Annotated in this window: 26 protein-coding genes, 1 pseudogene and 1 riboswitch; of the genes and pseudogenes, 8 read left to right on the forward strand and 19 right to left on the reverse strand. The window is 67.3% G+C overall.

Annotation, left to right across the window (positions count from 1 at the left end; translation table 11 throughout):
• Nucleotides 1-98: 98 nt before the first annotated feature.
• Nucleotides 99-932, forward strand: coding sequence for an HvfB family MNIO-type RiPP peptide maturase (locus V0R62_RS25035; protein WP_330105620.1), 834 nt, complete (start codon nucleotides 99-101; stop codon nucleotides 930-932).
• Entirely contained in the window at nucleotides 925-1725 is an 801-nt protein-coding gene (locus V0R62_RS25040; protein WP_330105621.1) for an HvfC family RiPP maturation protein, read from the forward strand. The genes V0R62_RS25035 and V0R62_RS25040 overlap by 8 nt, the downstream gene beginning before the upstream one ends.
• Here the strand turns inward: V0R62_RS25040 and V0R62_RS25045 are convergent.
• From V0R62_RS25045 to lpxO, 6 genes are all read right to left on the reverse strand, one after another.
• On the reverse strand, nucleotides 1643-2848 hold the full coding sequence (locus V0R62_RS25045; protein WP_330105622.1) for an NAD(P)/FAD-dependent oxidoreductase: 1206 nt from the start codon (nucleotides 2846-2848) through the stop codon (nucleotides 1643-1645). The two genes, V0R62_RS25040 and V0R62_RS25045, sit on opposite strands and share 83 nt — an antisense overlap.
• Before the next feature lie 131 nt (nucleotides 2849-2979).
• The gene (locus tag V0R62_RS25050; RefSeq protein WP_330105623.1) at nucleotides 2980-4035 is read right to left on the reverse strand and encodes a GlxA family transcriptional regulator; all 1056 of its coding nucleotides are present in this window, start codon (nucleotides 4033-4035) and stop codon (nucleotides 2980-2982) included.
• 90 nt (nucleotides 4036-4125) lie between these two features.
• The gene (locus V0R62_RS25055; RefSeq protein ID WP_330105624.1) at nucleotides 4126-6252 is read right to left on the reverse strand and encodes a TonB-dependent receptor; all 2127 of its coding nucleotides are present in this window, start codon (nucleotides 6250-6252) and stop codon (nucleotides 4126-4128) included.
• Between the two features lie 109 nt (nucleotides 6253-6361).
• Nucleotides 6362-6566, reverse strand: a riboswitch (cobalamin riboswitch).
• Nucleotides 6567-6694: 128 nt separating this feature from the next.
• Nucleotides 6695-7264 (reverse strand): GNAT family N-acetyltransferase, encoded by a 570-nt coding sequence (locus V0R62_RS25060; protein WP_330105625.1) that lies wholly within the window; start codon nucleotides 7262-7264, stop codon nucleotides 6695-6697.
• Nucleotides 7265-7343: 79 nt separating this feature from the next.
• Complete coding sequence (locus V0R62_RS25065) at nucleotides 7344-7688, reverse strand: carboxymuconolactone decarboxylase family protein (RefSeq protein ID WP_062359743.1); 345 nt, start codon at nucleotides 7686-7688, stop codon at nucleotides 7344-7346.
• A gap of 191 nt (nucleotides 7689-7879) precedes the next feature.
• Nucleotides 7880-8779: a lipid A hydroxylase LpxO gene (gene lpxO / locus V0R62_RS25070; RefSeq protein WP_330105626.1), complete on the reverse strand. Its 900-nt coding sequence runs from the start codon at nucleotides 8777-8779 to the stop codon at nucleotides 7880-7882.
• Between the two features lie 215 nt (nucleotides 8780-8994).
• Here lpxO and thpR point away from each other — a divergent pair, with 215 nt between their 5' ends.
• Nucleotides 8995-9540 (forward strand): RNA 2',3'-cyclic phosphodiesterase, encoded by a 546-nt coding sequence (gene thpR, locus V0R62_RS25075; protein WP_330105627.1) that lies wholly within the window; start codon nucleotides 8995-8997, stop codon nucleotides 9538-9540.
• Nucleotides 9541-9547: 7 nt separating this feature from the next.
• Here the strand turns inward: thpR and V0R62_RS25080 are convergent, their stop codons facing one another.
• From V0R62_RS25080 to V0R62_RS25095, 4 genes are all read right to left on the reverse strand, one after another.
• Nucleotides 9548-11974 (reverse strand): TonB-dependent siderophore receptor, encoded by a 2427-nt coding sequence (locus tag V0R62_RS25080; protein ID WP_330105628.1) that lies wholly within the window; start codon nucleotides 11972-11974, stop codon nucleotides 9548-9550.
• A gap of 91 nt (nucleotides 11975-12065) precedes the next feature.
• Nucleotides 12066-13043, reverse strand: a complete 978-nt coding sequence (locus tag V0R62_RS25085; protein ID WP_330105629.1) for a FecR family protein — start codon at nucleotides 13041-13043, stop codon at nucleotides 12066-12068.
• On the reverse strand, nucleotides 13040-13546 hold the full coding sequence (locus tag V0R62_RS25090; protein WP_330105630.1) for a sigma-70 family RNA polymerase sigma factor: 507 nt from the start codon (nucleotides 13544-13546) through the stop codon (nucleotides 13040-13042). Before V0R62_RS25090 ends, V0R62_RS25085 begins: the two co-directional genes overlap by 4 nt.
• 128 nt (nucleotides 13547-13674) lie before the next feature.
• Nucleotides 13675-14274, reverse strand: coding sequence for an NAD(P)H-dependent oxidoreductase (locus V0R62_RS25095; protein WP_330105631.1), 600 nt, complete (start codon nucleotides 14272-14274; stop codon nucleotides 13675-13677).
• A 94-nt stretch (nucleotides 14275-14368) separates the two neighbouring features.
• Here V0R62_RS25095 and V0R62_RS25100 point away from each other — a divergent pair, with 94 nt between their 5' ends.
• Nucleotides 14369-14965: a TetR/AcrR family transcriptional regulator gene (locus V0R62_RS25100; RefSeq protein ID WP_330105632.1), complete on the forward strand. Its 597-nt coding sequence runs from the start codon at nucleotides 14369-14371 to the stop codon at nucleotides 14963-14965.
• 14 nt (nucleotides 14966-14979) lie between these two features.
• Here V0R62_RS25100 and V0R62_RS25105 read toward each other — a convergent pair whose 3' ends face one another.
• Nucleotides 14980-15639, reverse strand: a complete 660-nt coding sequence (locus V0R62_RS25105; RefSeq protein WP_330105633.1) for a DUF3313 domain-containing protein — start codon at nucleotides 15637-15639, stop codon at nucleotides 14980-14982.
• Nucleotides 15636-15974 (reverse strand): hypothetical protein, encoded by a 339-nt coding sequence (locus V0R62_RS25110; protein WP_330105634.1) that lies wholly within the window; start codon nucleotides 15972-15974, stop codon nucleotides 15636-15638. Before V0R62_RS25110 ends, V0R62_RS25105 begins: the two co-directional genes overlap by 4 nt.
• Nucleotides 15975-16126: 152 nt before the next feature.
• Between V0R62_RS25110 and V0R62_RS25115 the strand changes: the two genes are divergently transcribed.
• Together V0R62_RS25115 and V0R62_RS25120 are read left to right on the forward strand one after the other, a co-directional pair.
• Nucleotides 16127-16840, forward strand: a complete 714-nt coding sequence (locus V0R62_RS25115) for a response regulator (RefSeq protein ID WP_232857155.1) — start codon at nucleotides 16127-16129, stop codon at nucleotides 16838-16840.
• Nucleotides 16837-18171 carry an ATP-binding protein gene (locus tag V0R62_RS25120; RefSeq protein ID WP_330105635.1) on the forward strand — a complete coding sequence of 445 codons (1335 nt, stop codon included), beginning with the start codon at nucleotides 16837-16839 and terminating at the stop codon, nucleotides 18169-18171. Before V0R62_RS25115 ends, V0R62_RS25120 begins: the two co-directional genes overlap by 4 nt.
• Nucleotides 18172-18176: 5 nt before the next feature.
• Here the strand turns inward: V0R62_RS25120 and V0R62_RS25125 are convergent, their stop codons facing one another.
• Together V0R62_RS25125 and V0R62_RS25130 are read right to left on the reverse strand one after the other, a co-directional pair.
• Nucleotides 18177-19484 (reverse strand): phosphate ABC transporter substrate-binding/OmpA family protein, encoded by a 1308-nt coding sequence (locus V0R62_RS25125; protein ID WP_330105636.1) that lies wholly within the window; start codon nucleotides 19482-19484, stop codon nucleotides 18177-18179.
• A gap of 102 nt (nucleotides 19485-19586) precedes the next feature.
• Nucleotides 19587-20984, reverse strand: coding sequence for a purine-cytosine permease family protein (locus V0R62_RS25130; RefSeq protein WP_330105637.1), 1398 nt, complete (start codon nucleotides 20982-20984; stop codon nucleotides 19587-19589).
• A gap of 262 nt (nucleotides 20985-21246) precedes the next feature.
• On the opposite strand from V0R62_RS25130, the gene V0R62_RS25135 reads away from it, so the two are divergent.
• Nucleotides 21247-22134, forward strand: coding sequence for an EamA family transporter (locus V0R62_RS25135; protein ID WP_330105638.1), 888 nt, complete (start codon nucleotides 21247-21249; stop codon nucleotides 22132-22134).
• Nucleotides 22135-22152: 18 nt separating this feature from the next.
• On the opposite strand, the gene V0R62_RS25140 is transcribed toward V0R62_RS25135, so the two are convergent.
• From V0R62_RS25140 to V0R62_RS25155, 4 genes are all read right to left on the reverse strand, one after another.
• Entirely contained in the window at nucleotides 22153-22737 is a 585-nt protein-coding gene (locus V0R62_RS25140; RefSeq protein ID WP_330105639.1) for a LysE family translocator, read from the reverse strand.
• Between the two features lie 49 nt (nucleotides 22738-22786).
• Nucleotides 22787-23617: an AraC family transcriptional regulator gene (locus tag V0R62_RS25145; RefSeq protein WP_330105640.1), complete on the reverse strand. Its 831-nt coding sequence runs from the start codon at nucleotides 23615-23617 to the stop codon at nucleotides 22787-22789.
• Nucleotides 23618-23696: 79 nt separating this feature from the next.
• The gene (locus tag V0R62_RS25150; protein WP_330105641.1) at nucleotides 23697-24311 is read right to left on the reverse strand and encodes a LysE family translocator; all 615 of its coding nucleotides are present in this window, start codon (nucleotides 24309-24311) and stop codon (nucleotides 23697-23699) included.
• 34 nt (nucleotides 24312-24345) lie between these two features.
• Nucleotides 24346-25266: a LysR family transcriptional regulator gene (locus V0R62_RS25155; protein ID WP_186732509.1), complete on the reverse strand. Its 921-nt coding sequence runs from the start codon at nucleotides 25264-25266 to the stop codon at nucleotides 24346-24348.
• Between the two features lie 104 nt (nucleotides 25267-25370).
• Between V0R62_RS25155 and nfsB the strand changes: the two genes are divergently transcribed.
• A complete protein-coding gene (nfsB, locus tag V0R62_RS25160) occupies nucleotides 25371-26024 on the forward strand; it encodes an oxygen-insensitive NAD(P)H nitroreductase (RefSeq protein ID WP_110733882.1) in 654 nt (217 codons plus the stop codon).
• A gap of 182 nt (nucleotides 26025-26206) precedes the next feature.
• Here nfsB and V0R62_RS25165 read toward each other — a convergent pair.
• A pseudogene (locus V0R62_RS25165) lies at nucleotides 26207-26420 on the reverse strand (DUF6708 domain-containing protein); the annotation flags it as partial.

Here is a 26420-nt window from a genome sequence, read left to right on the forward strand (position 1 = left end):
CCGGCGGGGGGGGGGGGCCCCCCCCCCCCCCCGGCGGGGGGGGGGGGGGGGGGCGCCCCCCCCGCGCTGCCGTTCAACGCCCCAGAGAGCCTGCAATCATGTCCCAACCCAAATTGCACACCGGCCTCGGCCTGCGCCGTGGCCTGCTGCCCGACTTGCTGACGATGGAGGCGGGCGCGGTGGACTTTCTCGAGTGCGCCCCGGAAAACTGGATCGGCGTCGGCGGCGCCTTCGGCCAGGGCCTGGCAAGCCTGGCCGAACGCTTTCCCATCGCCTGCCACGGCCTGTCGCTGTCACTGGGCGGCACCGCGCCGCTGGACCACGGGTTCCTTGAGCGCACCCGCCAGTTCCTCGACCGCCACCAGGTGCGGATGTACAGCGAGCACCTGAGCTATTGCAGCGACGATGGCCACCTCTACGACCTGATGCCGATTCCCTTCACCGAAGAGGCTGTCCACCATGTGTCCGCACGCATCCGCCAGGCCCAGGACGTGCTTGGCCGGCGCATCGCCGTGGAGAACATCAGCTACTACGCCGCGCCGTACCAGGCGATGCCCGAACTGGACTTCGTCCGCGCCGTGCTCGACGAGGCCGACTGCGACCTGCTGCTGGATGTGAACAATGTCTTCGTCAATGCCTGCAACCACCGCTACGACGCCCATGCCTTCCTCGCCGGCATACCCCGCGAGCGGGTGGTGGGCATGCATGTGGCCGGCCATTACGACGAGGCGCCGGACCTGAAGGTCGACACCCACGGTGCGCCGGTCAAGGAGGATGTCTGGGCGCTGTTCGCCGACGCCTGCCGGCGCTTCGGGGCGCAGCCCACGGTGCTCGAGCGCGACTTCAACTACCCGCCGCTGGCCGAACTGCTGGCCGAGACGGCGCGGATCCGCAGCCTGCAACATGCCCATGGAGTGCCAGGCCATGACTGAGACCCTGCGCACCCAGCAGTTCACCCTGGCGCGCCACCTGCGCGACCCGGCCGCCAATCCGCCGCCACCCGGCATCGAGGTTCGGCGCCTGAAAATCTATCGCGAGCTGTTCTACGGCGCCATCGAAGGGCTGCTGGCCGGCAGCTTCCCGGTGCTGCGCCGGACCTTGGGCGATCAGCGCTGGCATGCGCGGGTGCGCGATTTCTACGCCCATTACCGCAGCCAGACACCGCTGTTCACCGAGGTCGCCGAGGCGTTCATCGACTACCTGCAGGGCATCGAGCCCGATGCCCCTTGGCAGCTGGAACTGGCGCACTATGAATGGATCGAGGCACAGCTGTACCTGAGTGACGCCGAGGACCCGCCGCACGACCCGGACGGCGACCTGCTCGAAGGCGAGCCGCTGTTGTCGTGCGTGGCGCGGGTGCTGGCCTACCGTTGGCCGGTGGAGCGTATCGGCCCGGAGCACCAGCCGGGAGAGGCGCCGGCGCAACCCACCCTGTTGCTGGTGTACCGTGACGCCGACCTGCAGGTGCGTTTCGCCCGCCTGGCGCCGCTGGCCTGGCAATTGTTGGTGGGCCTGCCAGGCAGCGGGCGCGAGCGCCTGCGCGCGCTGGGCGAGCAGCATCAGCAGGCGGGGCTGGAGCTGCTGCGCCAGTTGCGTGGGCAGGGCATCATCGTCGGCACCCGCCGAGGCAACAGGGGGCCTGTCAGGCCACCGGAATCAGTGGATCGGCTGCCGCCAGCGCCGTCGCCCGATCCGCAGCCGGCGGATAGATCCATACCGAGTTGATCTGCTGCTTGAGCTGCTTGGCCTCGGCCTTGTCCGTCGGTGGCGAGACGGTGCGCTCCCAACCCTCGGTGTACACCGCGCCCCAGGCGCCGAGGTCGAGGCAGGTGACGTACTTGGGCTGGCTGTAGGTCATCGGTGCCACGCCGATCAGCTCGGCGGCGGCGTTGTTGCCGGCGTAGCGGCCCAGGGGGATGGCGTGCTGGCAGGACATCACGGCAAAGTTGCCGACCTCGTCGCAGGCCGCGTAGGCCACATCGCCCGCGGCATACACATCCGGGTTGCCGATGACCTTGAGCTGGCCGTCCACATGCAGACGGCCCTGGCGGTCGCGCTCACCGGTGATCTGCTCGGTCAGCGGATTGGCCTTGAAGCCGACGGTCCAGACTACCGTGTTGGCGGCGATGTGTTCGCCGTTATCGAGCAGCACGCCGCCGGCATCCACCGAGGCCACCGTGGCGCCGCAGACCCATTCGATACCCAACGCCGCCGATGCCTGTTCAATGGCCGGGCGGATGCCGTCGCCCAGGGCGGCGCCGATCTTCGTCCCGCGGTCGACCACGACGATGCGCGGCGTGACCTTGTCACCGAGGATCGCCCGCAGCCGGCTGGGCAGCTCGGTGGCGGTCTCTATGCCGGTGAAACCGCCGCCAGCCACCACCACGGTGTTGCGCGCCGGGCTGTCGGGACGGGCGGCCAGGGACTTGAGGTGTTCTTCCAGGCGGGTGGCCGACTCGATCTTGTCGACGTCGAAGGCATGAAGGTCAAAGCCTTCCAGCGCCGGGCGGTTGAGCAGGCTGCCGCAGGCCATGATCAGGCGGTCGTAGCCAAGCCTGGCCTCGATGCCGCCGGGCTGGCGGTACGCCACTTCACGGCTGGCCTGGTCGATGTGGTAGGCGCTGCCCTTGACGAAGCGCACGTTGACCGCGTCGAACAGTGCCTGCAACGGCGCGGCCATGGTGTGCACATCGGGTTCGTAGAAGCGTGGGCGGATGTGCAGTTCCGCCTGGGGCGCGAGCACGGTGATCAGCACGTCGTCGCGTTTGTGCTGGTCTAGCAGGCGGGCGGCGCCGAGGGCGCTCCACAGCCCGGCGAAGCCTGCGCCAATGATCAGGATCTGTTTCATGGGGTGCTCCTGGATGCCGCGATTATCGATGTTGTCGCTGCGGCAGTGGGAAAAGGGTACGCCTTGCCGGAGGACCTGGACCTTGGCCCGACAGGCGTGCTGCAGATGCTAAGGGCGCGCCCCGTTTGCCCCTAGGCCAAAGAACCCTGGATTTCGGCCAGCGGCACGCTGCGGGCGAAGCGCGCCCGGTAGTCCCGCGGGGTCACCGCCAGGTGACGCTGGAATGCCAGGCGCATGCGCTCCTCGCTGCCGAAGCCGCAGTGGCGGGCGATCTGCTCGATGTGCTGGTCGGAGTTCTCCAGCAAGCGACGCGCCGCCTCCAGGCGGAACACCTCGATGGCCTTGGCCGGGGTGCGGCCGGTCTTGTGCTTGTACACCCGGGTGAAGTTGCGCAGGCTCATGCGTGCCTGCTCGGCCAGCCGCTCGACCGTCAGGCGCGGGTCGCCCAGGTGCTCGTTGAGCCACAGGTGCAGGGCCTCGAAGGCGGCACTGTCCTCGCCCTGGGCCTTGAGCAGTTCGCTGAACTGCGCCTGGCCGCCGGGGCGCTTGAGGAACACCACCAGCTCGCGGGCCACCTGCATGGCCACTTCGCGGCCGCAGTCGGCCTCGACCAGCGCGAGCGCGAGGTCGATGCCGGCGCTGACCCCGGCCGAGGTCCATACCTGGTCCTGTTGCACGAAGATCGACTCGGCGTCGACCTCGATGGCCGGAAAGCGCCGGTGCAGGGCATCGCACATTGCCCAGTGGGTGGCGGCCCGGCGTCCGTCGAGCAGCCCGGCGGCGGCCAGCAGGAAGGTACCGCTGCACACCGAGGCGGTGCGTCGGGCGCGTTGGGCGGCCTGGGCCAGCCAGGCGACCAGCTCGGCGTGATCGGGGAGGGTGCGGACGATCTCCGGCGCGCCGGGCACCACCAGGGTGTCGAACGGCTCGTGGAGCCAGGGCGCCAGCGGCTCGGTACCTACCGCCAGACCCTCGGCGGTGGGCACCAGGCCGCCCTCAAGGCTGGCGGTGACCAGGCGGTAACCCGGCAGGCCGCGGGCGGCGCGGGCCTTGGTCGCCGCCCAGAACACCGTCTGCGCGCCGGTGAGGTCGAGCAGGCCCATCTGCGGGTAGGCGAGGAACAGCAGGGTGCGCGGCTGATCCAGGGCGTGCACGGGCGGGGTGGGGATCTGCGGGATGTCGGTCATGGCGCGCTGCTTGTGACGAAGGCGTAGGTCTTAGTCGAGCAGGTGGCACGGTGCTGATCAAGCACCGTGCGACGAACGCTGGAGTCCGCCTCAGAAGCTGTAGTCGATCGTGGCGAAATACGAGCGCGGCGCGCCCAGCAGCCATTGCTCGCCGCTGAAGCTGGACTGGGCGTACTGGCGGTCGAACAGGTTGTTCAACTGCAGGCCCAGGCGCACATCGGGCAGCACCTGCCAGCCCAGGTTGGCATCGACCACCGTGTAGCCCGGCACGCGCTGGTCGTTGGTCGCGCTGGCGTAGCGCTCATCCACATAGCGAAGGCCGATACCGGCATCCACGGCCTGGCCGAAGCCCTTGCTCAGCCACAGGTTGGCGGTGCGCCGTGGCACATCCTGCGGGCGGTTGCCGGCGCGGTCGAGGACCGTGCCGTTGTTACCTTCCTCGAGAAAATCGTCGTACTTGGCCCGAACCAGCGCGGCATTGGCCGAGAGCTGCCACTGGTAGCCCAGCGCCAATTCCAGGCTTGCCTCCAGGCCGTCGGAGGTCTGCTGGCCGGCCTGCTGGCTGTCGTGGGTGAGCGGGTTGTACACCGGCAGCTTTTTCTTGACGATGTGATAGGCCGCCAGCGTCCACTCGCCACGTGCATCCCAGAACCGTTGCTTGAGGCCGATCTCGGTCTGCTTCGCTTCGGTCAGCTCCAGGCGCTTGCCCGGCCGCTGGGTGAGCAGGTCGCCGACGCCGTCCTCGCTGGTGGAGTACTGCCCGTACAGCGACAGGTCTTCGCTGAGGGCGAACACCAGCCCGGCGCGCCAGTTGCCGCCTTGCAGGCTGCGGTCGCTGCGGCTGTTGTTGACCAGATCGTCGCGGTCGATGTGGTTCTGGTCGCGGCGGATGCCGGTGACCAGCGCCAGGCGGTCGGTCAGCTGGGTGCGGTTTTCTGCGAAGAGGGCGAAGGTGTCGACCTTGGACAGTGTCTGCGCCCGGGTCGGGCTGAGGCTGTGGAAGTCGCCCGGCGTCGGATGCCATGGATCGAGCGGGTCCTTGCTGCCATCGAAGTAGGGCGAGTTGCTGTCGACGTTGAAGCGGATCCGGTTGTACTCGGCGCCGACCACGGTCTTGCTGGCCAGGCCGAACAGCCCATGGTCGAAGGTGAAGCTCTGGCGATCGCCGAGCTGCTCCTGGTTATGGCGAATCTCGAAGAAGCTGCCGCGCTGGATCACGCCGTTGGCGGCGTCCCAGCTGTAGGACTCGGCGTTGCGCCACTGGCGGCGGCTCTTGATGTAGTACAGCTGGTTGCTGGCGCTGACGCTGTCGCTGAGGGTCCAGTCGCTGGTCAGGCGCGTCCACTCGTCGTGGTAGCGCTGCTCGTCGTTGCCGACGTTGTAGTTCTTGCGGCGCACGCTGCCGCGCAGGTGCCCGTCGATCAGCGGGGTGCCGTAGTAGTTGGCCGGTTGCGCATCGCCGCGTTCGTGGGCGAGGGTGAAGCTCAGGTCGTCACTGGCATCGAAGCGCAGGGCGGCGCTGAGGGCCAGGCTGCGCGAGTCGGTGCGGTCGACCCAACCGTTGCCGGCCTGCTGGTTCAGCGTGACGCGGTAGCTCAGGCGCTCGCTCAGGCTGCCGCCGCTGTCCAGGCCGAGCTGCTGGCGGTCCCAGGAGCCGTAGCCCAGGCGCAGGTGGTTGCGGATCTCGCCGGCGAACGGCTTCTTCGGCACCACGTTGACCACCGCGCCGGTGGCGCCTTCGCCGTACAGCACCGAGGCGGGGCCGCGGATCACGTCGATGCGCTCGACCATCCACGGATCGACCGGGAAGGTCAGGGTGCCGGCGCCGGCGTACAGGCGCGAGCCGTCGAACAGGGTCATCACCGAACTCTGCCCGGTGAAGCCCCGGGCCGACAGGCCGGTGCCGCCGTCGCCCGGGGTGCCGATGAAGGTGAGGCCCGGCGAGCGGGTCACGGCGTCTTGCACGGTGAGGTTGTTGCGCTGCTGGATCTGCACCTCGGTCAGGCTGCTGGTGCTGGCCGGGGTGTCCAGGGCACTGAGGTTCAGGCGCGAACCGGCTAGGGTTGGCGTGGCCAGGTCGATGGCCTGTGTCTCGCGGGTGTCGGTGATCGCCGTGGAGGGCAGGGTGAGGGGCGCCACTTCATGATCGTCGGCCAGCGCCGGCAAGGACACGGCCAGGCAGGCCGCCAGGGTGTGAAGCTTGTTGAATCGGGACATGTCGTTCCACTGCTGCAGGAAAGAATGGATCCCGGTGGAAAACACGCAACGGCGAAGCGCGCACGCAGGCGCGCACGCGGATACCGGCCTGCGCCCGCCCACCGCGGGTTGCCAAGTAAGGCTTCAGGCCGGTCTCCGGGCTTGCGAGGGGCGTGAAGCCTTCACCTTCCCATGCGTGTGCACAGTGGTCTGTCGAAGGATTCGCTCGCTTACCGTTGCGGGGGCAGCGCCGGACTTGTCGTGACAACGACGCACCGGCTTCCCGTTTCACCCTGCGCGCGGCGGCGCAGGACACCTGAAACTGGCGCGCATCTGACCATCGAACGGGTGGCGAGTCAATCGCTTGGGTGGCAGGAAAAATATCTGCTAGGGCAATGGTTTAGATGCAATTGCGCTATCAGGTGATCGTGGGGCGTGGGAGCGGGCTTGCCCCGCGATGGGTTCAGCGCCCGCGCCGACGCGACACCCGCGCTTCGATGTTCTTGCGCCCGATCAGCAGCGCCGGTTTTTCCACCACCGGTTCGTCGGCCAGCCACTTGTACATTACCAGGCAGTCCACCAGGCCCAGTTCGGCATGGCGGTACGCCTTGGGCAAGCGCCCGACGGTCTCGAAGCCGAGCTTGTGCCACAGCGCCACGGCCACCTCGTTGCTGGCCACCACCGAGTTGAACTGCAGGGCCAGAAAGCCTTCCTGTCGCGCGAGCTTCTGCGAGTGCTCGCACATCAGCCTGGCCACGCCCCGGCCGCGGGCATGCGCGCAGACCATGTAGCCGCAGTTACCGACATGTCCCCCGGGGCCGGCGGCATTGGCCTTGAGGAAATAGGAGCCAAGCAGCACGCCGTCTTCTTCGGCCACCAGTGTGCGCAGAGGGGTGTCCAGCCACAGCCGGCGTGCCTGGTCGACGTCCAGGGCGGGGTCGAAGGCGTAGGTCTGGCGGGCTTGGACGATGGTCTGGAAGGTCGGCCAGAAGCGCTCGAAGTCTTCCGGGGTCATGGGGCGGATCTGGATCATGGCGGTTCCTGCACGGGCTGAGGCGCCAAGTCTGGGTGTCGCGGCGCCTGCGCGCAAGGGCGCCGGCGCCGCGACCTGCTCAGGCGTCGGCTTTGCCCACGGCATCCAGCGCTCTGGCCGAGTAGACCAGCGCGGCGCCGGCGTTCATCGCCACCGCCACGCCCAGGGCCTCGGCGATCTCCTCGCGGGTGGCGCCGTGCTTGACCGCCTGCTGCGAATGCACGGCGATGCAGCCGTCGCACCGGGTGGTGACGGCCACGGCCAGGGAGATCAGTTCACGGGTCTTGGCGTCCAGGTGGTTGGTCTTGGCCCCGGCGCCGCTGGCGGTCATGTAGCCGGCCACGGTATCGGGAGAGAGTTGCTTGAGATCGCCGATGCCGGCCATCAACTGCTTACGGTAGGCGTCCCAGTCCATCATGCTCATCGTCTTCACCTTGTCAGGTTGGCAACAGGAGCTATCAGGCTAGTCGATGTTTGGTTTGTAGGAGCGGCCTTGCGCCGCGAAAGGGCCGCAAAGCGGCCCCGGCAATTTCAGCAACAACACAGATTACCTGGGGCCGCTTTGCGGCCCTTTCGCGGCACGAGGCCGCTCCTACAGGGATATGTGTGAGTGGATCAGATGTAGATGAACACCAGCACCAGCGCCGCGACCACCGCCCACTTCTCCAGGTAGTAGCGGGTGCGGTTGCGTTTCTTCATCGCCTTGCCGCGTTCGCGGATCTTGTAGATGCGGGTGAACAGACGGTTGATGCCACCGGTCTTGTCGCTGGCATCGTTGGGCGCGGCGGCGGCGGCCATGACGTTGCGGCTGAACCAGCGGTTGAACGCCTCGGCCCAGCGGTACTTGAGCGGGCGCTCGACGTCGCAGAACAGGATGATGCGGTTGTGCTCGGTGGTGTTGGCCGCGTAGTGGATGTAGGTCTCGTCGAACACCACGCCCTCGCCGTCTCGCCAGGAGTACTTCTCGCCGTCCACGTCGATATAGCAGCCATCGTCGTTGGGCGTGTCCAGGCCCAGGTGGTAGCGGTAGGAGCCGGCGTACGGGTCGCGGTGGCGCACCAGCTTGGCGCCCGGCGGCAGGGTGGCGAACATCGCCGCCTTGACCGTGCCGATGCCGGCGAGCAGTTCGGTGGTGCGCGGGCACAGGGTCATCGCCGAGGGGTGGCTCTCGCCGTACCACTTCAGGTAGAAGCGCTTCCAGCCGGTCTTGAAGAACGAGTTGAAACCGACGTCGTCGTAGTTGTCGGACTTCTTGATCTCGCCGGCCTGCAGCAGCTGCTGGCCTTCCTCGCGGATCTCCTGCCAGTGGTCCTGCAGCACCTGCAGCTCGGGAAAGGCGCTGACTGGCAGGTACGGCTTGGCCGGATGCTTGGAGAACAGGTACAGGAAGGCGTTGACCGGGGCCAGGAAGCTGGAGTGATCGCCCAGCTGGCGGGTCAGCTTGTGACGAACCCGACCGCGCAGGTGAACATAGGCGATCGAGAGGACGAAGATCAGTACGAGTGCAATTTTCATGGACGTTTACTTGTCGAAAAATGGCCATGCGCCATGGCGTAAGCCCGCCAGCATAAACAATCGTGGCGCGGGTTTGTACTTATTGTTACGTCTTGTCTGACCGACTTAGGTGCAATAGCTGACAGGTTGCGCAAACGATTCAACAGCTTATGTCGCTGTTATGCATGGGCAGAACGCTACACTCGATGACGCGAACCGTTACCAGGGAGACTCGCATGGTCCAGGATCCACGCCCCAGCGGCGCGCCGTTCAAACGGCTGTTCTTCGCCTTGCCGGTCAGCGACCAACAATGCCGTGCCCTGGCGCAGTGGCGTCGAGGGCTGAACCTGCGCAGCGGCAAACCGGTGCCTGCGGAGAATTTCCACGTCACCTTGCTGTTTCTCGGTGACGTGGACGCCGAGCAGGTGCCGGCGATCTGCGCGGCGGTCGATCAGCTCAGGCGGCCGGTCGCACCGCCACGCTTGCTGCTCGACCGCCTGCAGGTCTGGCCGCGGGCCGGTGCGCTGGTGCTGGAGGCGCAGCAGGCGCCTGCGGCGCTGCTGCAACTGGTGTATGGGCTGCAGCAGGCGCTGTTGCCCCTGGGCGTGGAGGCGGCAAGCCGTGAGTACCGCCCGCACCTGACCCTGGCTAGGGGCTTTCGCGGCCAGCCACCGGAGGCCGGCACGGCACCGGAATTCTTCCTTGCCGCCCGGCACTTCACGCTTTACGAATCGCGCAAGGGCCGTTACTGGCCCTTGGCGCAATGGCCGTTGAGCGCGTGAGCGGCGATCAGAACTCAGGCGTGTACTTGACCGAGAACATCACGTTGCGCGGCTCGCCGAAGTTGTTGCTGCCGTTGAGCTGGTTGAAGCCTGCCACCCAGTACTTCTTGTCGAACAGGTTGTAGGCGTTGACCGCCAGGCTTACCTCCGGCGTCAGCTGGTAGGCCAGGCGGGCATTCCACACGGTGTAGCCGGGCACCTCATAGGTGCGCTCGTAACCCAGGGTGTGGCTCTGGCTGGTAAAGCCCAGCCCGGTGCTCCAGCGCTGGCCGTCCACGGGCAAGGTGTAGTCGGCCCAGGCGCGCAGCATGTGCTTGGGGGTCCATTGGCTGAACACCCGTCCCTCGTTTTCCGGATCGTCGAGGAACTTGGTGGTGTTGTAGGTGTAGCCGGCGAACAGTTGCAGGCCGCTGAGCACCTCGCCGCTGATCTCGGCTTCGACCCCCTGGCTGCGCACCTTGCCCGCCGCCTTGGAGCAGTACCAGTCGTCGCAGGCGAAGCCCGAGGCGACATCAGTGACGGCACGGTTTTTTTGGTCGTAGCGGAACACCGCCAGCGAGGCGTTGACGCGGCCATCGAGCAGTTCGCCTTTCAGGCCGGTTTCATAGTTGCTGCCCAGCACCGGCTTGAGCGCGGCGTTACCCACGGCGCGTTCGGTCTGCGGGACGAAGACATCGGTGTAGCTTGCGTACCAGGCCCATTCGCGAGTCAGGTCGTAGACGAATCCGGCATAGGGCGTGACTTGCCCGGTCTCGGTCATGCGGCTGGTCGGGTAGCGGTTGCCGGGGTCGGTCGGGCTGCTGAAGTCGATCGAATCCCAGCTGTAGTCGAACCAGCTGACCCGGCTGCCGAGTATCAGCGTCAGGTCCTCGACCGGCTTGACGCGCCAGGCGCCATACAGGCCCTTCTGGCGGATATCGTAGCTGGCGCGGTTGGCGCGTGCGTTGCTTGAGGCGAGCAGGCTGTCGCGGCTAGGTTCCGGTCGGTTGTGATCGATGTCGAAGATGCTGTCGTCGGCATCGGCGGCGAAGTTTCGCCAGTAGGCATCGTCCGAGGTCAGCTTGGAGTAGTTGCCGCCGACGGTCACCTCGTGGGCCACGGCGCCGGTGTCGAAGTGCCCCACCAGGTTCATGTCCAGGCCCAGCTTGGTGTTGTGGAAATCGGTGATCCAGTCGGCGTAGGTGATCCCGGTGCCGTCCGGCGCCAGGCCTTGGCCGGTGGTCTGCACGCGCTGGTGGGTGGAGGTGTTGGTTTCGTCCATGCGCACGGCGGCGGCCTTGAACGTCCAGTCGTCGTCGAAGCGGTGTTCGAGGTCCAGGTAGTAGGTGGTGATATCGGTTTGCGCACGGCTCCAGCGCGCACCGGTGAAGGTCGAGCGGGGCAGGTCGACTGCCTTGCCGTTGGCGTAGCGGGGGATACCGCGCAGCATTGGCCGCGACTGCTGGCGGTTGTAGCTGATGCCGGCGCCGACGGTGGTGTCGTCGTTCAGGTCGATATCCAGCGCGCCGTACAGGGAGTGCGACTTGCTCCAGGCATAGTCGATGAAGCTGTCGCTCTGGTCCTCGTCGGCGACCATCCGCCCGCGTACCCGGCCATCGGCGGTCAGCGGGCCGCCGGCATCCAGTTGCAGGCCATAGTGGTCCCAGGAGCCGGCCTTGCCGGTGACGGTGACGGTCGGCGCGGCCTGGCCACGCTTGCGCACCAGGTTGATCACCCCGCCCGGGCTGCCGGTACCTTGCAGCAGGCCGGAGGCGCCGCGCAGGATTTCCACCCGGTCGAAGAACACCAGGTCCTGGGTCGCCCAGTTGCCCAGCGAGTAGTTGTTGCGCGGGATCGGCACGCCGTCGTATTGCCAGTCGTCGATCTGGAAACCCCGCGAGGTCACGACCACGCCCGGGCCGATACCCTGGGCGCCGACCAGGCCGGTGGTGTGGTTGAGCGCATCCTGCAGGTCGGTGATGCCCTGGTCGTCCAGCTGCTTGCGGGTGATCACCGTCACCGACTGGGGAATCTCTTTGAGAGTATGTACGCCCTTGCCCAGGGTCACCGCCCGCGCCGCGTAGGAGCCACTGCCTTCGCTGGTGGCGTCCAGGTAGTTGTCGGTGATGCTGGTGCTGCCCAGCTCCAGCGCCTGACCGCCCTGGCTAGCAGGGGCCACGCTGAAGTGGCCGCTGCCAGTGATGCGCAATTGCAGGCCACTGCCGGCCAGCGCGGCCTGCATGGCTTGCTCGGCGCTCATCTGGCCGACCACCGCGGGGGCCTGCTTGCCGCGTACCAGCCCAGGTTCCAGGGCGATGATGGTGCCGCTCTGGCTGGCGATGCGGTTGAGGGTGGTTGCCAGGCTCGCGGCGGGCAGGTCGAACGACAGGGGCTGTGCCTGGGCGAACAGGCTGAAGCTGGTCAGGACGGCGGCAATGGGCCAGGGGTTGCGCACGGAAATCTCCCGGATTTTGTGAGTTGTCAGGAGATAGGTGGGCCGAGAAATGAAAACCGGACACCTTTGCGAATGATTTTCAAAAAAAATCTCACGCGGCCGTTTTGGGGCCTATCAAGGTCAGCCACGGGCCGAAGTGCTCGATGCTGACCGGCAGGGTTTCGGCCAGTGCCGACAGGGCTTGTTGCGGCTGGTCGAGCGGGAACACGCCCTGTACCCGCAGGTCACGCACCGCCGGAGCCAGGCGCATGTAGCCGCGCTGGTAGGGGCGCAGGGCGTCGACCACCACATGCAGCGGTTCGTCGAGCACTTCCAGGCGGCCCTCCACCCAGGCCGCGCGCTGTTGTTGCTCGCTGCCCAGGCGCTCGATGCCGTTGCTGCGCAGCAGCGCCGCCTGGCCTTGTTGCAGGTCTTGCCAGCGACCGTCGGGCAGGCTCAGGCGCACGCTGTGTTCGAGCACCACCACGCGGGTGGCGGTGTCTTCCTGGCGGACCAGGAAGCGCGTGCCGAGGGCCTGCACTTGGCCCTGCGCGGTACGCACGCGCAAGGGTCGTGCGGCGTCGGCGGCGACCTGGATGACCAGCTCGCCGTGGCGCAGCAGCACCAGGCGTTGGCTGGCATCGAAACGCAGGTCCACGGCGCTGGCGCTGTTGAGGCTCAGCCGGCTGCCGTCGGCCAGGGTGAAGCTGCGCCGCTGGCCGCTGGCGGTGTGCAGGTCGGCCAGCCAGCCCTGGGTGGCGTCGCTGCGCCAGCCGCCCCAGAGCGCTCCGCCGAGCAGGCCGAGGCTGGCCAGGGCGCCCAGCACTTCGCGACGTGAATGGGTCGGTTGCAGCAGCACCCGGCGCGCCTCGGCGGCCTGCCCGGGGGCCCGTTGTTCGAGGGCGCGCAGGGCCGCGCAGGGTTTGCCCAGACGCTGTTGCAGCCGGTCCCAGGCCTGCTGGTGCGCCGGGTCCTGGCGCAGCCACTGCTCCAGCTGGCGCAACAGCGCATCGTCCGGTGTGCGGGCATTGAGCGCCACCATCCAGTCGATGGCCTGCTCGCCGATCGGGTCCAGGCTGCGGGCGCTCATGGATGCACTTCGCACAGGTAGCATTGGCGCAGGGCCTGCTTCATGTAGCGGCTGACGGTACGTTCGCAGATCTGCAGGCGGGCAGCGATCTCGACATAGCTCATGCCGTCGAGCTGGCTGTAGAGGAAAGCGGCCTTGACCATGGCTGGCAGGCCGTCCAGCACCTGGTCGATGGTCACCAGCGCTTCGATCAGCAGCAATTGCTCTTCGGCCGATGGGGCGACTTGTTCAGGCAGCAGCGCCAGGCGCTCGAGGTAGGCCAGTTCCAGTTGACGGCGACGGTGGCGATCGAAGATCAGCCGCCGGGCAATGGTCGACAGGTAGGCGCGAGGTTGCTGGATGCTGTCCGGATCGACCTGGGCACCGAGCATCTGGCAGAACGCCTCGGCGGCGGTGTCCTCGGCGTCGGCGCGGTTGCGCAGGCGTTTGTGGATGTGTTGGAGCAGCCAGCGATGATGGTCGCTGAAGAAGAAGCCCAGCTTGCGGGTCGAGGTGCTGTCCAACGGTGGCTATCCAGTTGTGAGTGTGAATCGTTCTCAATGGTAGCCGGGAGGTTCGTCGTCTCGCAATGGGGCATGGCACAACAATTCGCGCCGCTGCCGCTGCCTGCGCAGCGGCGCGCGCTGCCGCATCAGGCCGCAGCTTCCTGGCCTGCGAACAGGGTCAGCCCCAGTTGGCGGGCTTGTGGCAGGAGGGTGGCGGGGGCTGCGCCTTCACTGTCGGTGAACAGGGTCGAACTGCTGACCCGGGCACCGCAGTAGTCGAAAATGCCGTGCTCGATCTGCACGCGCATGGCCTCGCCATAGCCATGGCGCTCGAAGGTGCCGGCATCGGCGCCGGCCACGCCGACCAGGTGCGCGGTCATACCGTGCAGCAGTTTGGTGGTGGTGCCGTCGGCGGCCTGGTCGAAGGCCCAGCCGTTGCTGAACACCCGCTCGACCCAGCCTTTGAGCAGGGCCGGCAGCGACCACCAGTAGATGGGGTAGACCATGACCACGGTGTCGGCCCGCTCGATGCGCGCCTGTTCGGCCAGTACATCGGCCGGTGGCTTGCCAAGGCGACGGTGCACGGCGTGGTCGGCCAGGCCGAAGCGTGGGTCGAAGCCTTCGCTGGCCAGGTCGGCGAACTCGCTGGTATGGCCGACGGCGCGCAGGCCCTCGGCGATCTGCTGGGCGAGGGCGTGGGTGAGGGAGTCGGGGTCGTGGTGACCGATGACGATCAGGGCATGCATGGTAGGAATCTCCAGAATCAGGATGCAGGGACACCGGGAGCGTTATATACTCGAGGTAAGTTACGTTTAGTAAGTTACTTTTGGTAGGTAAGCGATGTCAAGCGAGGAAAAGACCGCGCCACGCAAACGCCTGTCCCGCGAGGAGCGCCGGCGCCAGTTGCTGGACGTGGCCTGGCGGCTGGTACGCGAGGAGGGCACCGATGCCCTGAGCCTGGGGCGCCTGGCCGAGCAGGCCGGGGTGACCAAGCCGGTGGTGTACGACCACTTCGAAACCCGCAACGGCTTGTTGTTGGCGCTGTACCAGGAGTACGACGCCCGCCAGACGGCCATGCTCGACAAGGCCTTGGCCGGCTGCCCGGCGGGCCTGCCGGAGCGGGCCAGGGTGATTGCCGAGGCCTATGTGGACTGCGTGGCGACCCAGGGTCGGGAGATCCCCGGGGTCAGCGCCGCGCTGGCCGGCTCGCCGGAGCTGGAGGCGCTCAAGCGCGGCTATGACGGGCCGTTCATGGACAAGTGCCGCGAAGCGCTGTTGCCGTTCGCGCCGGGTGGCGATATCGGCGTGGCCGGGCTGCGGGTGCTGGTGGGTGCGGCGGATGCCTTGTCCCTGGCGGCGGCGGCCGGAGAGCTGGGTGCTGAAGCCGCCAAGCGCGAGCTGCAGGCGACCATCGTGGCGATGGTCCTGCGACAGTAGCGCAGCGTCCTGCGCTACCTGAGCGGCGCCGCGTAGCCCTGGCGCAGGTCCACGGCCCAGCCGTCGAGCACGGCCTTGACGTTGTCGGCCGTCATCACCTGGCGGTCGTTATCCAGCGGTACGCCGTTACCTGCGAGCATCGCCTCGCCGACCACCTTGCCGCTGGTGCCCGCCTCGAACGACAGCTCGCTGGCGATCGCGCTGTCCCGGTCGCGAATGCCCGCGGCGCTGCTCACCCCGGCCGCGACCAGGGTGATCGGCAGCCACTCGTAGAACCGTAGGCCCTGGGTGTCGGCGCTGATGCGGGTGATGGCCGGCCTGACCACCAGGGTGTTCGGGCCGGGCCTGTCTACCACGGTCATGACCTTGCCCAGTTCGTTGCGCAGTACCGCGTCGTAGTAGTGGGTGATGCTGGCGAGGGTGGCCTGGGGAATGCGCGTGCTTGGCTCGGGTGTCGGGTAGAACCGGCTGGGTGCCAGGTACACCTCGATATAGCGGCCCCGTGGCCATTTCGGGTCGGCCCAGCTGAGCACCGTCCCGCCTGAAGGTGCCTGGTGCGGGGTGAGCAGGCCATAGTCCTTGAGATAACCGGTGGGGGCCGGCTTGTTGCTGCCACACGCGGACAGGCCCAGCGTGGACGTCAGCACCAGTGCCAGAAGGTGACGCCGACTCATGGGTGGCGAACCTCGCGCCGGGTCGGGAGGGCCGCTTGCAGGTGGGGCACGTCCTGCGATGTCTGGATGCGCAACTGCCCGCGCGCCATCAGCCAGTGCACGAGGTCACGGACGGGAACGGTGTGGCTGTACTCGACCCATTCGCCAAAAGCCGGGTCATAGTGTTCGAAATATCGGCGCAGGGTGACGTAGCCCTGTTCGTTTGCCAGCTCCAGGCTTTCCTGCTGCACGATCAGGGAGCCCGTTTGTCCGCGCTGGGTGTTGCGCTGACTGAGGATCAGGGACGTGGAACCCTCATGCCCATCGGTGCTGTTGCGGCTGTCGACTATCTTCATGGGGAACCCTCGGTAGTGGAAGGCCAGCAGGGTGAAGGGCCATCGTTGCCAGGTGATGTCTGCTTTGTGTCGGGCATGACGAAATATTGCGCGATTGAAATAAATGACCCGCGTGGCGCAATGGTTTTAGATACGCCTTTTTTCGGACCGGTATGACCGTGAGCAGACTGTTGATCGTCGATGACGACGTGGAAATCCTCGCCTTGCTGAAGCAGTTCTTCGTCCAGCACGGTTACGAGGTGGACCTGGCCGCCGAGGGGCAGGCGATGTGGGCCGCCATCGCCCGGCAGCGCCCGGATGCGATCATCCTCGACCTGATGCTGCCCGGCGAAAGCGGCCTGGGCCTGTGCCAGAAGCTGCGTGCGCAGCTTGGGGTACCGGTCATCATGCTCACCGCCATGGCCGAGCTGAGCGACCGCATCATTGGCCTGGAACTGGGCGCCGACGACTACCTGACCAAGCCGTTCGATCCACGTGAACTGCTGGCCCGCCTGCGCGCCGTGCAGCGCCGGGTCGGAGAGCAGCCACCGCGTGGCGAGGCGGCGCGGCCGGTGATCGGTTTCGCCGGTTGGCAGCTGGATATCACCTGTCGCGAACTGCGCTCGCCCGAGCGGGTGATGGTGCCGCTGTCCGGTGCCGAGTTCGATTTGCTGGTGGTGTTTCTCGAGCACCCGCAGCGCATCCTTACCCGCGAGCAATTGATCGACCTGACCCGTGGTCACGGTCATGACGCCTTCGACCGCAGCATCGACGTGCAGGTCAGCCGCCTGCGGCGCAAGATCGAGCCCGACAGCAAGCGCCCGGACCTGATCCGCACGGTGCGCAATGGCGGCTACCTGTTCAGCGCCACGGTGACCCGCTCGTGATCCGTCGCCTGCTGGGCCGCGATACCCTGCGCAAGCGCATCGCCCTGACCATCTTCAGCGCATTGCTCGCCTCGCTGGCGTTCAATGCCCTGTTCGTCCAGGTCGCCGGCAGTTGGGCACGCCCGCCCATCGACCGCACCGGCCTGCTCGAACAGATCGCCGTGACCACCCGGGTGATCGAGACCGCGCCGGCGACGCTGCGCGGGCGGCTGGCCGAGGCGGCGAGCACGCCAACGCTGCGGGTGACCTGGAGCACCCGGCGAGACGACTTTGGCCTGCCTGGCCCGGGCACCATGCTCAATGCCGGGCAGGTGCCGACGATGGCCCAGCTGCTGGGGCCTTCGCGGCCGATCGAAGTGTACAACCCGGACGATTGGCCCGCGGGCAGCGCCGAGGCGCACTATGTGGCGCTGGTCGCGCTGGCCGATGACAGCTGGCTGCTGTTCGTGCCGCCGGAGCGCAGCTGGGGCCTGAGCGTGACGGCGCGCCTGGCGGTGGTCATCGGCCTGGGGCTGGTGGCGACCCTGCTGGTGGCCTGGCTCGCCACCCGCCAGCTGGCCGCGCCACTGCAACGCTTCGCCAGCGCGGCGCGGCGCTTTGGTGGCGACCTGCAGGCGCCGCCCATTGCCATCGAGGGCCCCGAGGAAATCCGCCAGGCGATCATTGCCTTCAATACCATGCAGGCACAGATCCAACACTTTATCCGCGAGCGCACCCACATGCTCGCGGCCATCTCTCACGACCTGCGCGCGCCATTGACGCGCATGCGTCTGCGCAGCGAGTTCATGGAGGATCTGGACCACCAGCGCAAGCTGATCCGCGACGTCGACGAGATGCAGACGATGATCAACGAGGCCCTGGCGTTTTTCCGCGAAGGCACGCAGTTGGAGCAGCGCACGGCCTACGACCTCTCAGAGCTGTTGCAGACCCTGGTCGACGACTATCGTGACCAGCACATGGACGTCGCCTTCAAGGGACCGGCGCATCTGGTGCATGAAGGTCGTCCCTTGGCGACCAAGCGGGTGATCGTCAACCTGCTGGAAAATGCCATGAAGTATGCCCGTGACCCGCAGATAACGCTGCGCCGCACGGCTCACCTGATCGTCATCGAGGTTCGCGACAGTGGGCCAGGTATTCCCGAGGAGGCCTTGCAGCAGGTGTTCGAGCCGTTCTACCGGCTGGAGGGCTCGCGCAACCGCGATACCGGCGGTGTCGGCCTCGGCCTCTCGGCCGCCCGTGCCAGCGTGCGCGAGCAGGGCGGCGAGCTGACCTTGCGCAATCGCGTTGGCGGTGGGCTGGTGGCGCGGGTCGAACTGCCCGATGGCGGTTGAGCGGGTCAGTACACCCAGACCTCGACCCGGCGGTTGCGCAGGCGCCCTTGCTCCAGGTCGTTGCCGGCTACTGGCAGTTCGTCGCCCATGCCCGCCACGTCTCTGACTTGCACCCCGGCCCGGGCCAGCTCGCGGCGCACTGCCATGGCCCGCAGGCGCGACAGCAGCGCGGCGCGGCCCGGGGTTTCCTTGGGGTCGCCGAAGCCCACCAGCACCACCTTGCCCTGCAACTTGCCGGCCTGGCGCAGGTAGTCGCCGACCCGCTGCACATCGCGCAGGGCCTTGTTGTCGAGGCCGGCGCTGCCCTCCTGAAAGCGGAAGTTCACGCTCAGGCGCTGGGCCTCGCCGGCCAGCGCCCGATAGCGCGGTGGCATGTCGGCCTGGGCCGCGACCTGCTGTGGCTTGATCTGCTGGGAAACGAAGCCCTGTTCGGCGACGATGGCCTGGCCGCCGGGGCTCTGGGCGAATTCGGCGAGGGCCCTGGCTTGTGCCGTGGGGTGGGCGGGGAGGTAGAAGAACAGGCGCCGCGACAGCGGGTAGTCTTCACTGGCCACCAGGGCACGGCTGGGTGGCAGCGCCGGGGCGTCACCCTCGGCCACGGCCAGCGGCTTGGCCCGGTGGACCGTGGCCAGGCCGCTGAAGCCGATGGCCTGGCGGTCGGCCATGACCTGGGCGGCCAGTTCGTCGGCGGACTCGAAGCGCCGCGCCTGGGAGGCCAGTGTCGCTTGCTGAGGGGTAAGCACCAGGGCCTTGAAGGTTTCGAAGGTGCCGGAGCGATCATCGCGGGCATACAGGTGGATCGCCCCGCCGGGCACGCCCAGCTGTTCCCAGCGCTGCAACTGGCCGGAGAACACCTGGGCCAGTTGCTCGGTGGTCAGTTGCGTGAGCGGGTTGTCCGGGTGAACGATCACCGCCACGCCATCCAGGCCGATCACCTGTTCCGAGCCTGCGCCGCGCAGGTTGCCCAGGGCCTGCAACTGTTGTGCCTCGCTGTCGCTGATCGGCCGCGAGGCCGCGGCCAGGTCGGCCTCGCCCCGGGCCAGCGCGGCAAAGCCGGTGCTGGTGCCGTGGGCGGCGATGTCGATGCGCACGGGCTGGCCGTCTGAACCGACGGCGTGGACTTCGGTCTCGTTGGTCGTGGCGCCGGGGTGGCGCTCGATGGCGCTTGCGCCCTGGGCCTGCAGCAGGCCCTGCACCAGGGCGGGGGCAAGGGCCGCGCCGATGGTGTTGGAGCCCTGGATACGCAGCAGCGCGGGCCCGGCGCAGGCCAGGCCCGGGAGCAGGCACAGCAGAAGGAGAAGCAGGCGAGGCATGCCGGAGACCTATGGCACAGAGTTGCGCCGCAGATTACGACAGTTGCTTGACCGAAAGATGACAGCGCCCTGGCAGGCGCTGCCAGTTTCTTGCAACCCAGCTCAGCGCCCCTCCGGCACGATGATCCCGACCGGCGTCTCGGCCGCCCGGCGGCGGGCCACGCAGTAGTACAGCACGCTCGGCACCACCAGGCCGATCAGCCACGATACGTCCACGCCGCCCAGGTGCGCGACCATGGGCCCTGTGTACAGCTTGGTGTCGATGAACGGCATCTGCACCAGCACGCCGAAGGTGTACACGCCGATGCCCGGCCAGTTCCAGCGCCCGTAGCGGCCTTCAGGGTCGGCCAGCGCCGGGATGTCGTAGCGCTCCTTGGTGATGAAGTAGTAATCCACCAGGTTCACCGCGCTCCACGGCACGAAGAAGGTCAGCAGGAACAGGATGAACGACTTGAACGCGCTGAGGAACGAATGTTGGCCGAGCAGGGCGACCAGGGTGGCGGCGCCGACGATGCCGAGCACGAATACCAGGCGCTGGATTCGGCTGATCTGCAGGTGGCCCCGGAAGCCGCTGATGATCGTGGCGATGCACATGAAGCTGCCGTAGCTGTTGAGGGTGGAGATGGTCACCTTGCCGAAGGCGATGCTGAAGTACAGCAGCGCCGCCGTGGTGCCGGCGCCGCCCAGGCCGACGATGTAGGCCACTTCGCGCCCGGAGAACTGGCCGCCGGCGATGGCCGCTGCGAACACGCCGAGAATCATCGAGGCCTGGGCGCCGATCACCGAGCCCAGGCCGGCGGCGAGGAAGGTCTTGAGCGGCGAGGTATGGCTGGGCAGATAGCGCGAGTAGTCGGCCACGTACGGGCCGAAGGCGATCTGCCAGGACGCCGCCAGCGACACCGCCAGCAGGAAACTGGCCCAGCTGAAGTGGCGGTTGTCGAGCAGCTGGCCGATGTCGGCGAGCATCAGGATACGGCTGAACAGGTAGACGAAGGCGATGATCCCCAGCACGCTGGCCACACGCCCGATCCAGTGAATCACCCGGTAACCGGCCAGGGTCGCCAGCACGATCACCCCGGCGAAGATCAGAATGCCGGCGCTGTCGCTGATGCTCAGCAACTGGCCGATGGCCTGGCCGGACAGCACCGTGCCGGTGGCGGTGAAGCCCAGGTACATCAGGCACACCAGGGCCATGGGGATGGCCGCGCCGTATACGCCGAACTGCACCCGGCTGGAAATCATCTGCGGCAGCCCCAGGCGCGGCCCCTGGGCGGCGTGCAGGGCCATCACCGCGCCACCGACCAGTTGCCCGAGCAGCAGGCCGATCAACGACCAGAACACATCGCCGCCCAGCACCACGGCCAGGGCGCCGGTGACGATCGCGGTGATCTGCAGGTTGGCTCCCAGCCACAGGGTGAATTGACTGTAGACGCGTCCATGGCGTTCAGACTCGGGGATGTAGTCGATCGAGCGGCGCTCGATCACGGGTTTGCTGGGCATCGGGGAGGGCTCCGCTTCGTTGTTTTTGTGAAGGGCGGCGGCTATCGGCGGGACGCAGGGCGGATGGCCGAAATTCGATATGAGCATGTATATACAAGTCTGGTCAAGTGAAGCTTGAGCAGGGTTTTCGAGGTTATTCCGCAGCCATCACAGCCGACTGTTGCGCAAGGCTGGCGCGCAACTGTGCTGGTCCAAGGCAGCGCGATGCCCTTATGCTGTAACCAAATATGTCTATAACAAGCCTGAAGAAGGAATGCGTGCCATGCCACTCAAGGACTTGCTGATCGCCCTGGTGGTGATCATCGCCTGGGGCGTCAATTTCGTGGTCATCAAGGTCGGCCTCGACGGCCTGCCGCCGATGCTGCTGGGGGCATTGCGCTTTCTGCTGGTGGCCTTTCCGGCGGTGTTCCTCATCAAGCGCCCGAACCTGCCCTGGGGTTGGTTGATCGCCTACGGCGCGACCATCTCCCTGGGCCAGTTCGCCTTCCTGTTCCAGGCCATGGCCAGTGGCATGCCGCCGGGGCTGGCTTCGCTGGTGCTGCAGTCTCAGGCGTTCTTCACCCTGGGCTTTGCCGCGCTGTTCCTTGGCGAGCGACTGCGCCTGGCCAGTGTGCTGGGATTGCTGGTGGCCGCCGGCGGCCTGGCAGTGATCGGCAGCGAGGACAGTGGCCATGTGCCGTTGCTCGCACTGGTGCTGACCCTGTGCGGCGGCGCCATGTGGGGCATGGGCAACATCATCACCCGGCGCTTCGGCAAGGTCGACCTGGTCGCCCTGGTGATCTGGGGCGGGCTGATCCCGCCGTTGCCGTTCCTGGCGCTGTCCTGGTGGCTGGAAGGGCCCGAGCGCATCGGCCATGCCTTGGCCAACATCGGTTGGAGCTCGGTGCTGGCCCTGGCCTACCTGGCCTTCGTCGCCACCATGGTCGGCTACAGCCTCTGGAGCACCCTGTTGTCGCGCCACCCGGCGGGCAAGGTGGCGCCGTTCTCGCTGCTGGTGCCGGTGGTCGGCCTGAGCTCCTCGGCCCTGTTGCTGGGCGAGCGCCTGAGCGAGGCCCAGGGCTGGGGCGCGCTGCTGGTGATGCTCGGGCTGCTGATCAATGTGTTCGGGCCGCGGCTGGGGTTGCGGCTGCGCGCGGCCACCGCGCGCTGAAGGCCGATGCGCGCCACGTCACACCAGCAAGGCCGACCAGGCCGACACCAGCAGCAGTCCGGCCAGGCCCTGATTGAATACCCGCAGCGCCTGGGGCGAGTGTAACCAGCGGGCGCTGCCGATACCCATCAACGCCCACGCGGTCATGCTCGGCAGGGCGATCAGCAGGAACACCAGGCTCAACCACCACATCGGCAGTGCCGGGCCGGCGAACAGGCCGACCATTGCCACCGCCGTCACCCACACCTTGGGATTGACCACCTGCAGGATCGCCGCGCTCAGCGGGCCCAGGCCGCTATCGCTGCCCGCCTGCAGCGGCGCACCGGCACTGCGCAGCATCTTCCAGGCCAGCCAGCTGAGCCACAGGGCGCCCACCCAACTCATGACCTGCTGCGCCAGCGGGTAGCGCAGCAACAACTCGCCCAACCCCAGGCCCACCAGCAGCACCACTGCCGCCGCCGCGCAGCAGGCCGTCACGATCGGCGCCAGGCTGGCGCGCAGGCCGCGTTGAGCTCCGTGGGCGAGAATCAGCAGATTGGTCGGCCCGGGGCTGATGCTGGCGGCCAGGGCGAAGAAAATGAAGGGCAATAGCGTGTGCGACATGGTCAAGGCTCCGGATGATCGAAGCGTCATGGTCGCGGTGGGCGCGGGTTCAGTCTGGAAGGTTTGAGCAGCGCTTGCGGTAATCCGCCGGGGTCAGTCGGTAGGCGCGGCGGAACCAGCGGCCCAGATGGCTCTGGTCGGCAAAGCCCAGGGAGGTGGCGACGCTGGCCGGCGTTTCACCCAGAGCCAGCCGCCGCCGTGCACGGGCCAGGCGCAGCTGGATCAGGTAGGCATGGGGCGCCAGGCCGAAAGCCGCCTTGAACGCCCGGGTCAGGCGGAAGCGGTCGACGCCACACACCTGCGCCAGCTCAACCAGGCTGATGTCCTGGTCCAGGTGCGCGTACAGGTAATCGCGGGCGACCTGGGCGCACAGCGGCAAGCGCGGATCGGGGTCCAGGCGTTTGCGCCAGTGCAGGTGGCCGGTGAGGCAGGCCAGCAGGTCGTCCAGGGCGGTCTGGCGGACGATGCGCAGGTCGTTGTAATGCACCGTCTCGAAGGCCCGGGCGGTGGCAACGGCTAGACGCGGATCCTGGTGCAGCAGGGTGCCGAAGCTGGGCAGGGCGCCCGAGGGCGCGTGTTCGAACAGGGCGCGCAGTTCGGTTTCCAGCCAGTTGGCATCCAGGTACAGGGTCGAGTAGGTGAACCCCTCCACGGTCGGCGCATGGCCGTCGTGCAGGTCACCCGGCTCGAGCACGAACACCTGGCCGGGGGTGCTGTTGTGGCGTTGGCGACGGCAGTTGAACTGCTGTACGCCCTGTTCGGTCACCCCGACCAGGAAGCTGTCGTGCCAGTGCGGGTCGTAGGCATGGCCGGTGAAATGGGCGCGGACCGACTCGATGCCGGTGTCGGCGTCCTGTCTGAGGTCGATCCAGTTGTTCATGGGCGTGGGCCGTGCGGGGGGCGGTAGACGACCTTAACGCAGAAACGGCCCGGGCGTTTAGAACGATTGTGCAGCCCTGTCAGCGCTGGGCGAACGCCAGGTTGATGCCAAGCCCGGCGAACGAGGCGGCGAAGCTGCGCCGTAGCCAGGCCTGCACCTGGGGCGAGTCGATCACGGCGCGGCGGAACAGGTGGGCGAGCAGGCCGTAGATCACGAAGACGACGAAGGTCATGGCCATGAACACCGCGCTCAGGCCGAGCATCTGCACGGTCGCGGAACCGGCCTGGGGGCTGATGAACTGCGGCAGGAAGGCGAGGAAGAACAGCGTCAGCTTGGGGTTGAGGATGTTCAGCAGGCAGGCCTTGAGCACCAGCTGGCCGGCGCTGGCTGGGGTGGCCTGGGTGTCCACGGTGAAGGCCGCGCGGTCGCGCCAGGTGGCATAGGCCAGGTACAGCAGGTAGGCGACGCCGGCGAACTTCAGGCCCTGGAAGGCCAGGGCGCTGGTGTGCAGCAAGGCCGAGAGGCCCAGCACCGAGGCCAGCAGGTGCGGGACGATACCCAGGGTGCAACCGCTGGCGGTCCACAGGCAGGCGCGGCGCCCGGCCACCAGGGCGCTGGAGACGGTGAGGATGACCCCGCTGCCGGGAATCAGCACGATGATCAGCGCGGTAACGAGAAACTCCAGGCTCGGCATGAATGACAGCTCCTTGCAGTCGGGGGTGGATGCACTATACGCCCGGCGACAGCGGCTGCAACATGCCCTCCGGGCGCAGCGTGGCGAAGCGCTCGCGCAGCCACAGGTGCAACTGGGCCACCGCCGGGGTGAGCTGCTTGCGGTGCGGGCATACCAGGGTCACCGGGGTCAGCTCGCCGGGGTGTTCGGGCAGCAGGACCTCCAGCTCGCCGGCGGCGACATTGGCGCTGACATCCAGCCACGACTTGTAGACGATGCCTTCGCCTTCCAGCGCCCAGCGCCGCACCACGTCGGCGTCGTCGCTGAACAGCGGCCCGCGCACCTGCACGGTGCGGTTGCCCAGCCGCCATTTGTCGTAGACCCGGCTCTGCTGCAGGTACAGCAGGCAGTCGTGCTGCTGCAGGTCGTCGGGGCTGCCCGGCCGGCCATGGCGGGCCAGGTAGTCGGGCGAGGCCACCAGCACCCGACGGTTCCACGGCGCCAGGGGCAAGGCGATGTAGTTGGCGTCTTCGTTCTGGCCGTAGCGGATGGCGACATCCACCGGGTCGCGGTAGAGGTCGGCCAACTGGTCGGAGAGAAAGAAGCGCAGGTTGAGCCCTGGGTGCTCGCGGCGAAACGCGCTGAGCCAGGGCCGCAGCAGGTTGCGCCCCATGTCTGACGGCGCCGCCACCTGCAGCACGCCGCGCAGGCAGCTGTGGCTGCCGTGCAGGTCCTCGCGGCCCTGGCGCAGGGCATCGAGCACGCGCTGGGCGGTGGGCAGGTACAGCTCGCCCTCGGCGGTCAGGCGCAGGCTGCGGGTGGTGCGGGCGAACAGGCGCACATCCAGTTCGCGTTCCAGGCGCTTGATCGCCGCCGCCACCTGGCCGGGCAGCAGGTCGGCCTCGTGGGCCGCGGCGGTAAAGCTGCCCAGGGCGCTGGCACGGGCGAACAGTTCAAGGTCGTTGATGCGCAGCATTTTCACTCCGGGGATGAAAGTGTTGCTGCATTGTGCTGGTTTTTCTTTGCCGCCGGGAAGATAAGATGCGGCTCATTCACGATCCCTTTAAGGAATTGCCGTAGATGGATACCGTTGCCCTCGCCAAACGCCGTTACACCACCAAAGCCTACGACGCCAGCCGCAGGATTCCCCAGGCCACCATCGATGCGTTGCTTGAGCAGTTGCGCCACAGCCCGTCCTCGGTCAACTCGCAGCCCTGGCACTTCGTCGTGGCCGACAGCGCCGAAGGCAAGGCGCGCCTGGCCAAGGCCACCGACGAGCGTTTCGCCTACAACAGCCCGAAGCTGCGCGACGCCTCCCATGTGATCGTGTTCGCCGCCCGCACCAACATGACTGAAGCCCACCTGCAGGCGGTGCTGGCGCAGGAGGCCGCTGACGGGCGCTTCCGCACCGAACAGGCCCGTGATGGCCAGGACCAGACCCGCCGCGGCTACGTCGACCTGCACCGCCATGACTTCAAGGACCTGCAGCACTGGATGGAGAAGCAGGTCTACCTGGCCTTGGGCACCGCACTGCTGGGCGCCGCCGCCCACGGCCTGGACGCCACGCCGATCGAAGGCTTCGACGCCAAGGCCCTGGACGCCGAACTGGGCCTGCGCGAGCAGGGCTTCACCAGCGTGGTGCTGCTGAGCCTGGGCTATCGCAGCGAGGAGGATTTCAATGCCGGGCTGAGCAAGTCGCGGTTGGCGGCGGCGGAGGTGTTTACTTTTCTGTGATTGACGGTAGGTAGTCCCGCTTAACTGGGGCAGCGTTGCAGCCAGTAATGCTGACGGTGAGCGGGCTTCTTCGATGCGACTCGACTAGCCAGGCCGGATCACCTTCTATCATGACGCCGCCAAGGCTCCTCGTGTCTCCCTGGTGTGGCACCAGTCTCGATGATCGACGAAGACGACAGACTTCATTGCAACTCAGCCAGTGGAGCGGTTTGTGGAGCCGTTCGCGATTCGTGGTCTATCGCTTCTGGCCACTTGACCTCTGCTCCCAGACGCTTGGCGAACTGATACCAGAGGAGAAGGTTGTGATCTTCATTGTGTGGGGCAGGTGAAACAGCATCGAGACCCTGTTGCATGTAAGTGCAGATGTAGGCCCAGATGGACTCTTCCCCATACGTA

This window comes from Pseudomonas carassii (genome assembly GCF_036324045.1).
Classification (GTDB): domain Bacteria; phylum Pseudomonadota; class Gammaproteobacteria; order Pseudomonadales; family Pseudomonadaceae; genus Aquipseudomonas; species Aquipseudomonas peradeniyensis.